The organism is Dolichospermum planctonicum (genome assembly GCF_005402965.1).
GTDB classification, from domain to species: Bacteria; Cyanobacteriota; Cyanobacteriia; order Cyanobacteriales; family Nostocaceae; genus Dolichospermum; species Dolichospermum planctonicum.
In genome coordinates, this window is sequence record NZ_BJCF01000005.1 from 124,247 (window position 1) to 140,041 (window position 15,795).

16 protein-coding genes are annotated in these 15,795 nt (G+C 37.1%); 15 read left to right on the top strand and 1 reads right to left on the bottom strand.

Features of this window, described 5'->3' with window-relative positions:
- The first annotated feature begins 161 nt into the window (after positions 1–161).
- From FFO06_RS04100 to FFO06_RS04150, 11 genes are all read left to right on the top strand, one after another.
- Complete coding sequence (locus FFO06_RS04100; RefSeq protein ID WP_137906879.1) at positions 162–1,283, top strand: sensor protein KdpD; 1,122 nt, start codon at positions 162–164, stop codon at positions 1,281–1,283.
- 332 nt (positions 1,284–1,615) lie between these two features.
- Positions 1,616–2,137, top strand: a complete 522-nt coding sequence (locus FFO06_RS04105) for a universal stress protein (RefSeq protein ID WP_137906880.1) — start codon at positions 1,616–1,618, stop codon at positions 2,135–2,137.
- Between the two features lie 34 nt (positions 2,138–2,171).
- Positions 2,172–3,182, top strand: coding sequence for an NAD(P)-dependent alcohol dehydrogenase (locus FFO06_RS04110; RefSeq protein WP_137906914.1), 1,011 nt, complete (start codon positions 2,172–2,174; stop codon positions 3,180–3,182).
- Positions 3,183–3,238: 56 nt separating this feature from the next.
- Positions 3,239–3,739 carry a bidirectional hydrogenase complex protein HoxE gene (gene hoxE, locus FFO06_RS04115; protein ID WP_137906881.1) on the top strand — a complete coding sequence of 167 codons (501 nt, stop codon included), beginning with the start codon at positions 3,239–3,241 and terminating at the stop codon, positions 3,737–3,739.
- Positions 3,726–5,333, top strand: a complete 1,608-nt coding sequence (locus tag FFO06_RS04120) for a NuoF family protein (protein WP_137906882.1) — start codon at positions 3,726–3,728, stop codon at positions 5,331–5,333. The genes hoxE and FFO06_RS04120 overlap by 14 nt, the downstream gene beginning before the upstream one ends.
- Positions 5,334–5,381: 48 nt before the next feature.
- Complete coding sequence (gene hoxU, locus FFO06_RS04125) at positions 5,382–6,098, top strand: bidirectional hydrogenase complex protein HoxU (RefSeq protein WP_137906883.1); 717 nt, start codon at positions 5,382–5,384, stop codon at positions 6,096–6,098.
- Positions 6,099–6,138: 40 nt separating this feature from the next.
- Positions 6,139–6,675: a DUF3122 domain-containing protein gene (locus FFO06_RS04130; protein ID WP_137906884.1), complete on the top strand. Its 537-nt coding sequence runs from the start codon at positions 6,139–6,141 to the stop codon at positions 6,673–6,675.
- Positions 6,676–6,687: 12 nt separating this feature from the next.
- The gene (locus FFO06_RS04135; RefSeq protein ID WP_137906885.1) at positions 6,688–7,233 is read left to right on the top strand and encodes an NADH-quinone oxidoreductase subunit B family protein; all 546 of its coding nucleotides are present in this window, start codon (positions 6,688–6,690) and stop codon (positions 7,231–7,233) included.
- Between the two features lie 64 nt (positions 7,234–7,297).
- Positions 7,298–7,903 carry a CBS domain-containing protein gene (locus FFO06_RS04140; RefSeq protein ID WP_137906886.1) on the top strand — a complete coding sequence of 202 codons (606 nt, stop codon included), beginning with the start codon at positions 7,298–7,300 and terminating at the stop codon, positions 7,901–7,903.
- A gap of 86 nt (positions 7,904–7,989) precedes the next feature.
- Entirely contained in the window at positions 7,990–9,438 is a 1,449-nt protein-coding gene (locus FFO06_RS04145) for a Ni/Fe hydrogenase subunit alpha (protein WP_137906887.1), read from the top strand.
- A gap of 81 nt (positions 9,439–9,519) precedes the next feature.
- A complete protein-coding gene (locus FFO06_RS04150; protein WP_137906888.1) occupies positions 9,520–10,098 on the top strand; it encodes a Uma2 family endonuclease in 579 nt (192 codons plus the stop codon).
- 144 nt (positions 10,099–10,242) lie between these two features.
- Here FFO06_RS04150 and FFO06_RS04155 read toward each other — a convergent pair whose 3' ends face one another.
- The gene (locus tag FFO06_RS04155; RefSeq protein ID WP_137906889.1) at positions 10,243–10,641 is read right to left on the bottom strand and encodes an Alr5209 family pentapeptide repeat protein; all 399 of its coding nucleotides are present in this window, start codon (positions 10,639–10,641) and stop codon (positions 10,243–10,245) included.
- A 125-nt stretch (positions 10,642–10,766) separates the two neighbouring features.
- On the opposite strand from FFO06_RS04155, the gene FFO06_RS04160 reads away from it, so the two are divergent.
- From FFO06_RS04160 to FFO06_RS04175, 4 genes are all read left to right on the top strand, one after another.
- On the top strand, positions 10,767–11,210 hold the full coding sequence (locus FFO06_RS04160; protein ID WP_137906890.1) for a hydrogenase maturation protease: 444 nt from the start codon (positions 10,767–10,769) through the stop codon (positions 11,208–11,210).
- Positions 11,211–11,275: 65 nt separating this feature from the next.
- Positions 11,276–14,047, top strand: coding sequence for a bifunctional acetate--CoA ligase family protein/GNAT family N-acetyltransferase (locus FFO06_RS04165; protein WP_137906891.1), 2,772 nt, complete (start codon positions 11,276–11,278; stop codon positions 14,045–14,047).
- Between the two features lie 217 nt (positions 14,048–14,264).
- Positions 14,265–14,792 carry a hypothetical protein gene (locus FFO06_RS04170; protein ID WP_137906892.1) on the top strand — a complete coding sequence of 176 codons (528 nt, stop codon included), beginning with the start codon at positions 14,265–14,267 and terminating at the stop codon, positions 14,790–14,792.
- 246 nt (positions 14,793–15,038) lie between these two features.
- Positions 15,039–15,533 (top strand): RrF2 family transcriptional regulator, encoded by a 495-nt coding sequence (locus FFO06_RS04175; RefSeq protein WP_137906893.1) that lies wholly within the window; start codon positions 15,039–15,041, stop codon positions 15,531–15,533.
- Positions 15,534–15,795 lie beyond the last annotated feature (262 nt).

Below are 15,795 nucleotides of genomic sequence, written 5' to 3' on the forward strand. Positions count from 1 at the left end.
GGGGTTGATAACCCAAATCTTAAATCAAAATTTTTTATAGTCTCTCATATTTTAATATACACACTTGAGAATCTTTACGAAAATTATTATTTTTATGGATATGTAAAAATGTACAAAAAGGGAAAATTATCACTATTGATTATCACTATTGAATTTAATTTATGTATCCACCTTCTAGTCTACCTCCTAACAGTTACAATATTTTACCTTCTCGACGGGGAAAACATAAAATATTTATTGGTATGGCCCCTGGTGTGGGGAAAACATACAGAATGCTAGAGGAAGGACATCAACTTAAACAAGAGGGTATTGATGTTGTTATTGGCGTTTTAGAAACTCACGGACGCAAAGAAACGGCTATAAAAGCAGAAGGTCTGGAGGTAATTCCTAAAAAAGCGAATATTCACAAAAATATCAACCTTCTGGAAATGGACACAGAAGCAATTTTAACCCGTTCTCCCCAATTGGTTTTAGTTGATGAATTAGCGCATACAAATATACCAGGTTCACCTAGAGAAAAACGCTATCAAGATGTAGAATTGATTTTAGCTGCGGGTATAGATGTTTATTCTACTGTCAATATTCAACATTTGGAAAGTTTGAATGATTTGGTAGCTAGAATTACGGGGGTTGTAGTGCGAGAACGTATTCCCGATATTCTCTTAGATGAAGCTGATGCTGTCGTTGTGATTGATGTTACTCCAGAAACTCTAGAAGAGCGGCTGCGGGAAGGTAAAATTTATGCTGCTGATAAAATTCAGCAATCTTTAGAAAACTTTTTTCAGCGTCGTAACCTCATTGCTTTACGGGAATTAGCATTAAGAGAAGTTGCTGATACTGTTGAAGAAGAAGCAAATACCTCTATTTCTTCCCCACAAGTTCGCAATGTCCATGAACGAGTTTTAGTATGTGTATCTACTTATCCAAATTCGATTCAATTATTACGGCGTGGAGCGCGATTGGCAAATTATATGAACGCCAGATTTTATACCTTATTTATTGCAGATCCTGACCGTTTCCTCAGTAAAGAAGAAAGTTTACATATTGATACCTGTGAGAAAATGTGCCGAGAATTTGCTGGTGAATTTTTTCATGTTAAGAGCTACAATGTTCCTAAAGCGATCGCTGAAGTTGCTACAATTAATCATATCACCCAGATAGTTATTGGTGAAAGTCGGCAGCCACGATGGAAAAGATTTTTTAAACGCTCTTTTACAGAACGATTATTGGAGTTAATCGGGGACAAACATATAGATTTACACATTATTGCTACTGAGAAATAAATTTTAATTTTTGTGAATCTATCTAAAATAGGATGGAATTTTGCTATTTTGTGTATAGAGTGAATATTAGACCTGAAAAAAATCCTGTAGAGACTTTACTAAAATGATTTCTTTAAGAAGTTTATATAGAAAGTCTTTACAGTTCATAATTTCATAACGTCTTTAATAATTCAGTAACAATTTACAACACCTAAAAATCTATCCTCAGAAGTTTTTTAAATTCTTTGGGGATAAAATTAATGGTAAAAATTAAGGTGATTTTTACTAAAAATTAACCTAAAAAGCTGATTATAGTCATTATCATTGATGAGCAATTTAATATTGAGGTGAATATGTTTAAACGAATTTTGGCAGCGTTAGATCGTTCGGAAATAGGTATAGAAGTATTTAATCAAGCACTATGTTTAGCAAAGTTAACATCCGCTGATTTGATGCTTTTGCACGTGTTATCACATGAAGAAGATGGTAGTCCTGAAGCCCTGATTTTCCCAAATATTGACTATTATCCTGGGTGGAATGAGGAAACTTTTAAATTATACCAAGAACACTGGGAAAAATTTAAAAATGAAGGTTTGCAGATGTTACAGTCATTTAGTAACCAAGCCAATACAGCAGGTGTTAATACGGAATTTACTCAAAATAGTGGTAATCCGGGAAGAATGATTTGTGAATTGGCTAAAACTTGGAATGCTGATCTAATTATTATGGGAAGACGGGGACGTTCTGGACTGGCGGAGTTTTTTCTCGGTAGTCAAAGTAACTATGTTTTACATCATGCCCCCTGTTCAGTGCAGATTGTACATTTGCCTGTAAGTGCTAAAATAGAAGAGGAAGAAGTAGTAAGTAATCAGTAATTACTCTTATTTGCTTTTCAAAAGGATGATGAAAATGGTAGAATTAAAGTTCCAAGCCTACGCATCTTTAAAACCAGGGGAAAAGCTACAACCCTGGGAATACGAACCAGCGCCTTTAGGTAACAATGATGTGGAAATCGCAGTTACCCATAATGGTCTGTGTCATACTGATATTCACATGAGAGATAATGACTGGAATGTGAGTAAATTTCCCCTGGTAGCAGGTCATGAAGTAGTAGGAAATGTTACTCAAATTGGTGCGGAGGTAAGTGGTATAAAAATTGGCGATCGCCTGGGTTTTGGTTGGATTAGTAATTCTTGTCGAGTCTGTGACGCTTGTTTGCGGGGAGAAGAAAACATTTGTCGTCAGGGTTATAAAGGATTAATTGTCGGAAATAATGGCGGTTTTGCCAATAAATTACGAGCTTGCGCCGATTTTGCCTATAAAATCCCAGATAATCTAGATTCCGCCAGTGCTGCTCCTTTATTATGTGCTGGAATTACGGTTTATACACCATTACGCACCTACATCAAATATCCGGGGGCTAAGGTGGGAGTGCTGGGAATTGGTGGGTTAGGACATCTAGCCATTAAATTTGCGGAGGCTATGGGGGCAGAAGTGACAGCTTTTTCTACATCATCTGATAAAGAAGCTGAAGCCAAAGAATTTGGGGCGCATTATTTCTATAATTGGAAAAATACTGAAATTAAAGCAGCGAGTGGGACTTTAGACTTACTTTTATGTACGGTTTCCTCGGAAATTGACTGGAACAAAGCCTTTGGTTTACTAGCAAATAACGGTGTTTTATGTTTGGTGGGGCTGCCGGTTTCTACCCTAAATATTCCGCTTTTACCCTTAGTATTTGGTCAAAAAGCGATCGCTGGGAGTGTAGTAGGTGGAAGGCGTTTTATGAAAGAAATGCTGGAATTTGCCGCCATTCACCAAATAAAACCAATGATTGAAACTATACCAATTTCCCAAATTAATGCAGCCATGGATAGGGTGGTAGCAAATAAAGCTCGCTATCGCATTGTTTTGGTATAATTTTGGTGTTGGTGAATGAAAGGATGAATTTTGTCTGATCAAGCTGTTAATTAGATATGAGAACTGCTGTTTCATCTCCTGTCGGGGATAAGCGTTTAAAGATATTAGATGCTACTATTAAGCGTCATCAATATCAACAAGATGCACTCATTGAAATTCTGCATCGTGCTTCTGAACTATTTGGTTATTTGGAAACGGATCTATTGCTTTATATTTCCCATAGCCTGAAATTACCACCCAGTCAGGTTTATGGAGTAGCTACTTTCTATCATTTGTTTTCCCTGGCACCAAAAGGAGTTCATAACTGTGTGGTTTGCACGGGTACAGCTTGTTATGTTAAAAACTCTCAAAAGATTTTAACACAAGTGGAACAACTGACGCAAATTCACCCGGGAGAAACTACCATAGATGGTCAAATTTCCTTAATGACAGCTAGGTGTTTAGGGGCTTGTGGAGTTGCACCAGCGGTAGTCCTGGATGGTGTGGTTTTAGGTAATCAAACCCCAGAGTCAGTGTGCGAAAAAGTGGGAGCATGGTGGCACAATGGAACTAAATGAATTATTAGAAATTGCCGAAAAAGAACTTTCTGAGCGAAAATCTCTAGAAATTCGCTGTTGTACTGCTGCGGCTTGTCTGTCTTCTGATTCCCAAGCTGTTAAAGACAATTTAGAAGCAGTTATCAAAGCCGAGAATTTACAGGATACTGTGCAAGTTACGGGTGTGGGTTGTATGCGTCTTTGTTGTCAAGGACCCTTGGTACAGGTGGAAAATTGGGCAAATCCTGTAGAATCAAAGTTGTATGAAAAAGTCACCCCGGTAAATGCTCTAGAAATTATTCGCGGGTTGAATGGAGAAGTGACAAATTTACAAACAGGTGATTTAAACCAGCCGTTTTTTAGTCGCCAATTGCCCATAGTCCTAGAAAATAGTGGTAAAATTGACCCCGAACGGATTCAAGCTTACATTGGGGCTAAGGGTTATCAAGCCCTTTACCAAGTGCTGCGGGAAATGAAGCCCACGGAGGTGGTAGAAACTATCACCAAAAGCGGTTTACGGGGGCGAGGGGGCGCTGGTTATCCCACTGGTTTAAAATGGGGGACCGTGGCCAAATCCCATACTGAGAAAAAGTTTGTTATTTGTAATGCTGATGAGGGTGATCCCGGTGCATTTATGGATAGGAGTGTATTGGAAAGTGATCCCCATCGAGTTTTGGAAGGAATGGCGATCGCTGCCTACGCCATTGGGGCAAATCAAGGCTATATTTATGTTAGAGCCGAATATCCTCTGGCTATTAAACGGCTAGAAATTGCCATTCGTCAAGCCCAACACTTGGGATTTTTAGGTTCGCAAATATTTGACTCTCCCTTCGATTTTAAAGTGGAAATCCGCATTGGGGCTGGGGCTTATGTCTGCGGTGAGGAAACGGCTTTAATGGCTTCTATTGAGGGTAAACGTGGTGTCCCTCATCCCCGTCCTCCTTACCCTGCTGAGTCCGGTTTATGGGGCTATCCCACTTTAATTAATAATGTGGAAACCTTTGCCAATATCGCGCCCATTATCCGCAAAGGTGCAGAGTGGTTTGCTAGTATTGGTATTAATAAAAGCAAGGGTACTAAGGTATTTGCCTTAGCCGGCAAAATCCGTAACACGGGTTTAATAGAAGTACCAATGGGGACATCTTTACAGGAAATTGTTGAAGACATGGGAGGAGGTGTTCCTGATCATGGTATTGCTAAAGCTGTACAAACTGGTGGTCCTTCAGGGGGATGTATTCCGGCTTCTGCTTTTGCTACACCTGTAGATTATGAATCCTTAACGGCCTTGGGTTCAATCATGGGTTCTGGGGGGATGATTGTTATGGATCAAACCACCAATATGGTAGATGTCGCTCGCTTTTTTATGGAATTTTGCATGGATGAATCCTGTGGTAAGTGTATTCCTTGTCGCGTTGGTACTGTGCAATTATACGGTTTATTAACGAAGATTACCAAGGGAGAAGGTTCACTGGCTGATTTAGATTTACTCGAAGAACTTAGCGATATGGTAAAAAATACTAGTTTATGTGGTTTAGGACAGTCTGCACCAAATCCAGTTTTTAGCACTTTGCGTTATTTTCGTCATGAGTATTTGCAATTAGTTATTGGTCATTAATTAATTATTACCCATTACCCATTACCCATTACTGATAAATAAATCATTATGGCTGTAAAAACTTTAACAATAGATGGCGAATTAGTTAGCGCTCGTGAAGATGAAACCTTATTGACAGCAGCACAGGAAGCAGGTATTCATATTCCTACATTATGTCATTTAGCAGGTGTGGGAGATGTGGGTGCTTGTCGTTTATGTTTAGTGGAAATTGTAGGAAGTAATAAATTACAACCTGCTTGTATGACGAAAGTAATAGAGGGAATGGAGGTAACTACAAATAGCGATCGCTTGCAGAAATATCGGCGTATAATTGTAGAAATGTTATTTGCGGAAGGTAATCATACCTGCTCAGTTTGTGTTGCTAATGGCAATTGTGAATTACAAGATCTAGCTATAGAAATGGGTATGGATCATCTGCGGTTAGAATATCAATTTCCTCAGCGAACTGTTGATACCTCCCATGATCTTTTTGGCATTGATCATAATCGTTGTGTGCTTTGTACTCGCTGTGTGCGAGTATGTGATGAAATTGAAGGCGCTCATACTTGGGATATGGCGGGAAGAGGATCAAAATCTCATGTTATTACTGATTTAAACCAACCCTGGGGAACTTCTCAAACTTGTACTTCTTGTGGTAAATGTGTTAATGCCTGTCCCACAGGAGCTTTATTTGATAAAGGTTCAAGTGTTAGTGAAATGAAACATGATCGGGGTAAAATCGAATTTCTAGTTACTGCACGAACTAAAAAACAATGGAATTTTTAGGAATTACTCATTGGTTATCAGTCATTAGCAATAAAATCTCATGTTACAGCATATTAAATCTCAAAAAACATTGACGCGAATTATATTAGTAGGGATATTGACAACATTTATATTTATGAATTTAGGAAATCTCAGATACCAGACAGCAAATGCAGCCATTACTCAATTAGGAAAACCACCAGGAGAAGTTATTTATCGTTCCCAAGTGAAATTAGATGATCAATCAGGAAAAGTTTGGCAAGTTGTATTATTTAAACAAGTCTATTCAGAGCAACCATCTAATATCAATCTTCGCTTAGTTGGCTTTCCAAATTCTGCGGAATTAATTCACCCCCAACCGTTAAGAATTACTACGAATACAGGTAAAGTTTGGAATGCTAATGATGTGTTTTTAGATACAGCCCCAGCCCCCACAATTGGTCAATATGATTTCACAGAAATTTTACCCCAATTACCTCCAGAATCTCTAACTTTGGGCATACCTGTACCCGGTAATAAATTCATTAATATTCTAGTTCCTATTCATGTTGTCAAAGAATGGCAATCATTACAATCATTAATTGCCAATGAAAGTTAAAAAGGTAAAAAAATGAGTAAAATAAAATTAGCAACAGTGTGGTTAGGTGGGTGTTCCGGTTGTCATATGTCCTTCCTAGATTTAGATGAATGGTTAATAGACTTAGCCGCACAAGTAGATATAGTTTATAGTCCCATTGCTGATATTAAAGAGTATCCAGAAAATGTAGATTTAGTATTAGTTGAAGGAGCTATAGCTAATGAAGAACATTTAGAATTAATTTACAAAATTAGACAACGGACTAAAACCATAGTTTCCTTTGGTGATTGTGCTGTTACTGGCAATGTTACCGCTTTACGCAATCTTGCCGGTGGTGCAGAACCCGCATTACAATTAGCTTATATTCAAGCGGCTAATATTCATCAACAAATCCCTAATTCTCCCGGAATTGTTCCCCCCTTATTAAATAAAGTTGTCCCCGTACATAAAGTAGTAACAGTTGATATTTATTTACCCGGTTGTCCACCTTCAGCAGATCGTATTCGCGCCGCAATTACACCTTTATTAAAAGGAGAAAAGCCGGAAATTATCGGCCGAGAAATGATTAAATTTGGTTAATTTAATTTTGGATTTGGATTTTTAATTTTGAATTATTTTTTTTGAATTATTTTGGAGGTAAATTATGTTAACAGCAGCCGATGTTATGACTAAAGATGTAGCAATGATTCGCAGTTCAGCAACAGCAAAAGAAGCAGTTGATTTAATGCGTTCTAGAGATTGGAGAGCATTAATTGTAGATCGTCGTCATGAACAAGATGCCTATGGCATTATCACAGAAAGTGACATTGTTTATAAGGTGATTTCCTATAGCAAAGACCCGAATAAAGTCCGCGTTTATGAAATTATGACTAAACCTTGTATTGTTGTCAATCCAGAATTAGGTTTAGAATATGTAGCCAGATTATTTGCTAACCATCATCTGCGACGTGCGCCTGTAATTAGTGGTAAACTATTAGGAATTATTTCCTTAACTGACATTTTAGCCCGGAGTAGTTGTTTAGAACAACCACGCTCATTTTTGTTAGAACAAGAATTACAAGATGAAATTAAAAAAGCTCGCATTGTTTGTGCAGAAAAAGGTGTTAATTCCACAGAATGTGCAGCCGCTTGGGATGTGGTAGAAGAAATACAAGCCGAAATTGCTCACCAACGGGCCGAAAAACCCCTAAAAACTGCCTTTGAAGATTATTGTGATGAATATCCAGAATTAGAGTCCTGGCGATTCTAAATTGCGGCTAAACAAAGTCTGTCTGCGCGGACCCAATTCCCTATTCCCTGTGATCACCAATAACTAAATTATGATTATGAAAAAATATGAAAAAAATCATTATTGACCCCGTAACTCGCATTGAAGGCCATGCCAAAATTAGTATCTATCTAGATGATGAAGGTCAGGTAAATGATGCTCGATTTCATGTCACTGAATTTCGCGGTTTTGAAAAGTTTTGTGTTGGTCGTCCTTTCCCAGAAATGCCAGGAATTACTGCGAGAATTTGCGGTATTTGTCCGGTAAGTCACTTGTTAGCTTCAGCTAAAACAGGAGATGGCATCTTAGCGGTAAAAATCCCTAAAACAGCCTCTCAATTACGTCGTTTGATAAATTTAGGTCAAATTGTCCAATCCCATGCCCTCAGCTTCTTTCACCTCAGCGCTCCCGACTTATTATTAGGCATGGATAGCGCACCAGAAAAACGGAATATTTTTGGTTTAATTGCTGCTGAACCAGAATTAGCTAGAGGTGGTATTCGTTTACGGCAATTTGGACAGGAAATCATTGAATTATTAGGAGGGAAAAAAATCCATCCTTCTTGGGCTGTTCCTGGTGGGGTAAGTCACCCTTTAACCCAAGAAAATCGCGCCCATATTCAACAACGGATTCCTGAAGCAAAATCTACGGTCATTAATGCTATTGAGTTGTTTAAACAGTTGTTGAAAATTTATCAAAAAGAAGTTAAAACTTTTGGTAATTTTCCGAGTTTATTTATGGGTTTAGTCAGTGCTGACGGTTTATGGGAAACTTATGATGGATATATCCGATTTGTTGATAGTGCCGGAAATATTGTTGCTGATAAACTTGACCCCAATAACTATCATGAATTTATTGCTGAAGCGGTGCAAGCAGACTCTTATTTAAAATCACCTTATTATCTTCCTTTGGGTTATCCCGATAGCAGTGATCATTGTCGTTTAGATAGTGGAATGTACCGTGTTGGACCCCTGGCCAGATTGAATATTTGTAGTCATATTGGTACATCTTTAGCCGACGCGGAATTAAAAGAATTTCGTAGTTATGAAAATGGCACTGTTAAATCATCATTTTTCTATCATTATGCCCGGTTAATTGAAATTTTAGCAGCCATCGAACACATAGAAATTATCTTAGATGATCCTGATATTTTATCAACTCGTCTCCGGGCAGAAGCTGGGATTAATTGCTTGGAATCTGTGGGTGTAAGTGAAGCACCAAGGGGGACATTATTCCATCATTATCAAGTTGATGAAAACGGTTTAATGTTAAAAGTAAATTTGATTATTGCTACTGGTCAAAATAACTTAGCAATGAATCGCACAGTTGCCCAAATTGCCCGCCATTTTATCCAAGGTGATAACATAAAAGAAGGAATGTTAAACCGTGTCGAAGCCGGAATTAGGGCTTTTGATCCTTGTTTGAGTTGTTCTACTCACGCTATGGGACAAATGCCTTTATTAATAGAAGTAGTAAATAAAAATGGTACTGTAGTTAATCAAATTTGCCGTGATTAAGTTAATTATTTAGATCACCGACTTCTTGAAACTTGTATTTATATGATATAATTTAAGCTAAACTCATATTACCCAAATTTTATGACTCTTGCTACTGCTAAACGCTTTACTATAACTGAATATCACCGTCTAGCAGACCTTGACTTCTTCACAGAAGATGACAGAGTTGAACTAATTAAAGGTGAAATTATCAAAATGGCTGCAAAAGGTAAAGCACATTCTGTTTGTAATACTCGTTTATATAGAGAGTTATTCAAGTTACTGGAAGAAAAGGCTACTATCCGCGGACAAGAACCTATTATTATTAATGATAGCGAACCAGAACCAGATTTAGTAATTGTTAAAAATACACCTGATGATTATTTTTTAAATCATCCTACACCATCTGATATTTTCCTAGTTATTGAAGTAGCTGATTCATATTTAAAATATGACCAAGAAGTAAAGTTACCTTTATATGCAGAAGCCGGTATTTCAGATTATTGGATCTTTAACTTAATCGCCTATCATTTAGAATGCTATTGTCAACCATATCAAGATTTACAAGGTAAATTTGGCTATCGTCACAAATCAATTATCCTCCCTAATGAGTCTGTCAAATTGCCATCTTTCCCGGAATTAATTTTAGATTTAACTAAAGTATTTCCAGTCAAAAATTGAGTTATAAAATTAAAATTTGCAAAAATTGAGAAAATATGCTATTTTAGTTTTGAATTAGTATACTGGCCTATTTTTGACAATTTATATTAATGTTATATTAATGCAAGTATAAATAATCAGCGGCTAATATAGCCGCATCAATATTTATACTGATGTTTGACTCATGGTTAAACCTGCTGTAATAGGGTCAAAATCTGGAGGAAAATGGGTGTTATGGTTATAATCTGCTTTTTCTAAATGCGTCCCCTGTAAATTAGCTGTACGCAAGTTGGCAGAAATCAACATCGCTCCTCGCAAATCTGTATTTTGTAAATTAGCTTGACTCAAATCGCTAAAACTCAAATCACATCCCCGCAAATTAGCGTCGCTGAGGTTAGCTTTGCTCAAATCAGCATAGCTGAAATTAGAGCCTTTTAAGTCCAAACCCTGGAAATTAGCGTCGCTTAATTCTGTTCTCTCAAAGTCTCTTTTTCCCGCTGTATATTCTTCTACAATCTTAGCAGCAGTGCTATTAATTGACTTTTGAAAATTTACTTCAGGCATAAAACAGCCTCGCAATTTATTTAAAATTTTTACAGGTTTTATAACCATACCTGAGGGTATTATATAACTGATGAGCTGAAAAATAAATACCCTATTTACATAAATTTATAAAAGAAATAAGAGAAATGAGCGTAACTACAATTATAATTGGTTATGGCAATGAATTACGCAGTGATGATGCCATTGGTCAAAAAGTCGCCAATATTATCAATTCTTGGCATTTATCTGATGTTGAATCTCTTGCAGTTCACCAACTTACCCCAGAATTAGCAGCAAATTTAGCAAATGTCAATTTAGCAATTTTTGTAGATGCTATGATGAGTTCAGAATCGGAAAATGTGGAAGTGGAGTCTATATTGCCCACTGAATCTAATATGATGTTAGGACATATTGGTGATCCGCGATCGCTTTTATCTCTGACTAAATACCTCTATGGTTATTGTCCAACTGCTTGGTTAGTCACAGTACCAGGGGTTAATTTTGAATTAGGAGATTGTCTTTCCCCCATAGCAGAAATAGGAATTAATATAGCTTTAAATAAAATAATTAATATTATTGGTAGAGGATAAAATCTTACTTGAGACTGGGAAACGATATAATATAAAAATTAACTACAAATCACTCGGAGTTATAAATGGAAACATTTACTAAAAAAACTAGCGATAAAGCTCATGATATCTTGCAAGTGAGCAGAATTAACCCCTTAGATGCTATATTCCAACCGCAAACTGTAGCTGTAATTGGTGCTACCGAAAAACCTGGAAGTGTGGGACGAAATTTACTTTGGAACTTAATTACTAATCCCTTTGGAGGGACTGTTTTCCCTATTAATCTTTACCGTCATAGTGTATTAGGAATTAAGGCTTATTCTACTATATTTGATGTTCCTGAAAAAATTGATTTAGCTGTTATTGCTACCCCTGCACCAACCGTACCCAAAATTATATCTGATTGTGTTGAGGCGGGAATTAAAGGTGCAATTATTATTTCTGCTGGCTTTAAGGAAGCGGGGGAAAAAGGTCTAGTGTTAGAACAGGAAATACTGCAACAAGCACAAGGAGGAAAAATTAGAATTATTGGTCCTAATTGTTTAGGAGTAATGAATCCAAACACTGGGTTAAATGCTACTTTTGCCAGTAAAATGGCGCGTCCGGGAAATGTCGGTTTCATTAGCCAAAGCGGGGCTTTATGTACATCAATTCTGGACTGGAGTTTAAAAGAAAATGTGGGTTTTAGTGCCTTTATTTCTATCGGTTCAATGTTAGATATTGGTTGGGGTGATTTAATTTATTATCTGGGTGATGATCCTCAGACAAAAAGTATTGTAATTTATATGGAATCTATTGGAAATGCGCGTTCTTTTCTGTCAGCAGCGCGAGAAGTGGCTTTAACAAAACCGATAATTGTGATTAAAGCCGGTCGTACCGCAGCCGCAGCTAAAGCCGCAGCTTCTCACACGGGTGCATTAACAGGAAGTGATGCTGTTTTAGATGCAGCTTTTCGTCGTTGTGGGGTATTACGAGTCAATAGTATTTCCGATTTATTTGATATGTCGGAAGTATTAGCAAAACAACCCCGTCCCCAGGGTTCACGGTTGACGATTTTAACTAATGCTGGTGGTCCAGGAGTATTAGCAACAGATACTTTAATTGAAAATGGTGGAGAATTAGCAACTATTTCCCCCGAAACAATGACCTCTTTAAATGAAATTTTACCACCACAATGGAGTCATAATAATCCTATTGATATTTTAGGAGATGCTGACCCTCAACGTTATCAAAAAGCTTTAGAAATTGTCACTAAAGATCCCAATAGTGACGGTTTATTAGTAATTTTAACACCCCAATCTATGACAGATCCTACCAAAATTGCAGTACAATTAAAAGCCTACGCGCAACTGTCTAATAAGCCGATTTTAGCTAGTTGGATGGGTGGTAATGATGTGGCTGCGGGAGAACAAATTCTGAATAGTCAAGGTATTCCCACTTATGCTTACCCTGACGCAGCCGCGCGGGTATTTAGTTATATGTGGAAGTCGAGTTATAACCTGCGCGGTATTTATGAAACTCCGGTTTTACCAACATTAATTTGTGATGTTAATACTCGCAATTGTGCTAATATTGCAAATATTATGCAAGCTGCAAGAACAGCAAAAAGAACAATTCTCACAGAATTTGAATCTAAAGAAATTTTAGCCGCTTATGGTATTCCTGTAGTTGTTGGTTGCATTGCTAAAAGTGCAGACCAAGCCATCAAATGTGCAGAAAATATTGGTTATCCGGTGGTTTTAAAGCTATATTCTCAAACAATTACCCATAAAACTGATGTGGGAGGTGTGCAGTTAAATTTACAAAATGGGGAAGCTGTAAAACTTGCTTATGAGCATATTGAAACATCAGTAAAAGAGAAAGGAAAAGCAGAAGATTTTCTTGGTGTTACTGTACAACCAATGGTAAAAACCGACGGTTATGAATTGATTATTGGTAGTAGTTTAGATCCCCAATTTGGACCAGTATTATTATTTGGTACTGGAGGACAATTAGTAGAAATATTTCAGGACAGTTCCCTGGCACTTCCTCCTCTTAATACCACCCTAGCACGACGGATGATGGAACAAACAAAAATTTATCAAGCATTGTCAGGAGTCAGAGGACGCAAAAGTATTAATATTTCTGCCCTTGAACAATTAATGGTAGAATTTAGTCAATTAGTTATAGAACAACCTGATATTAAAGAAATTGATATTAATCCATTATTAGCTTTTCCTCCAACTCCAGAAAATCCTAGAGGATTAATTGCATTAGATGCGAGAATAGTTTTACATTCTCCTGATCTGACAGAAAATCAATTACCAAAATTAGCAATTCGTCCCTATCCTAGTCAATATATTAGTAATTGGCAATTGAAAAATGGTATACCAGTTATTATTCGTCCTATTCGTCCTGAAGACGAACCGTTAATGGTAGAATTTCACAAAACTCTATCAGCAGAAAGTGTCTATTTCCGCTATTTCCACTTAATTAAATTGAGTCAACGCATTACCCATGAAAGACTAACCAGGATGTGTTTTATTGACTATGATCGAGAAATGGCCTTAGTTGCAGAATACCAAAATCCTGAAACAAAAAACAGGGAAATATTAGCAGTAGGAAGATTAAGTAAATCACATGAAAATAAAAGCGCGGAATTTGCTATACTGGTGAGTGATAAGTTTCAATATCAAGGTTTGGGTACGGAATTACTCAGGAAATTACTAGAAGTTGGTAAAAATGAGAAAATCTGCTGTATCTATGCTGACATCTTAGCTGATAATTCAGTGATGCAGCAAGTATGTAAAAAACTCAGTTTTCAGATTTCACATACTGATGATCAAACTGTTTTGAAATCAGAAATTAAACTCACATAAAATCTCAGATACAAGGTACAGTACATTTAACTGGAGTGAGGTACAATTTATGCGGGCAAGATGCCCGCACCACAAGATTTTAATATGTTTATGACTGTACTTCAGAATATCGGGAACTACTGTAAAAAATAAGACTAAGAATTAAACCAGGGAATAAATTCCCTATTTCATAGCGAAATTTCATAGCGAAAGTGGGTTGTTATTTCCTGGGGTATTAATGTATTTGCGAACTGCTGAAGGTACAGATGCTTTAGCGTGCATAAATAAGGAAGGTAAAAGCGTTACTCAATCGCAAATGAGAATATTAAGAGTTGCTAGATGTAACCGGGATACACCCCCCTTAAAAAGACATCCCCAACACCATGAAATTGTCTCTCAAGGGGCTGATTTAATCTTAGAACAGCAAAACTCAACGGGAGGACAATTGGGAAGTCCTAAAAGTGCAAGATATCGCACCTATTATAAATTAGATGCTTATATTAAAAGAACGGAAACACCGTTATTTCCATCAGGAGAAGATTGGCAAAATTTGAAAAAAGCTGTTGAGGAAATCTATCTTTATCCTTTAAAAGAAACCACAGTGATTAAAATTAATCGTCAGTTGAAAAGTGGAATTACAGATGAACAATTAGCGACAATGATTGTCTCTTTACGTGATAATAATTCTTTGTGTATTATTCATCCTGAAGATGTACAGCAGGAAGCGCGGATTATTTGTTCATTAGGGTTATTTTCAGTACCTTAATCTTGTCCCCAGTTTCCGACTCAGAGTGGTATTTAGAGGCTGTAATTCGCCTACAGAGTGTAGAAATCAGGAATTTAACTGGTTAATAACCGCAATATCGAATAGCTGTAACCAATTTTCAGAATTTTGTCCATAATCACCATAATTCCGATAGAGTTGTGATATTTTACTTATTATAGGTGTGATACCATCACATCTGACACTTAAATAACAATGAATTGCGGTTAAACCCCTATAAATCTATCAATGTACAGTAGTAATCTGAGTAGTCATCTGAATACAGATTGGAATAGCCAAAACTATGCTCTTCTGGAGCTTTCTGCAAAAGTAGAATACGCACTCCTAGCACTGTTAGAACTAGCCAAGCATCATGATAAAAAAGTTCCTCTGACCATAAACGAGATAGCAGCCAAACAACCCATACCAGAACGCTATCTGGAACAAATTCTCGCTCAATTGCGACGTGCGGGTATCGTACAGAGTCAACGCGGCTCTAAAGGGGGTTTTGTGTTAATGAATGACCCGTGGCAAATTACTGTACTGGAAATTGTCACTTTGGTGGAGGGGGAACGAAAGGAAAAAGAAAGCACTGAGAGATACACCCTAGAGAAAGCTTTGATTTTAGAAATCTGGGCAAAAGCTAATACTGCCTCAATAGAGGTTTTACGTGGCTATACACTCCAGGATTTGTACCAGGAAACAGAGACTCGCAGCCAAAATAGTCCCATGTATTACATTTAGCAAGAGGTGATAAAAATCAATGGTTAACTAAATTTTGAAACTTTCATCATTACTAATATTAACAATTACTCCGTCATCTTCTGCATTTTGATTGCCATCATTTTTTTAGCAAAGCTAACAAACAAATAAGTGAGTTGGCGTGAAAAATTGTCTTTATAGCACGGTTGCTTGAGTAAAGAGGTTTTCAGCGATTTTACATCTGTTTACAGAGGTTGGTTTTTTCATGCCAACTTACTGTTACAGCAAGTTCAGATTGAGTGAG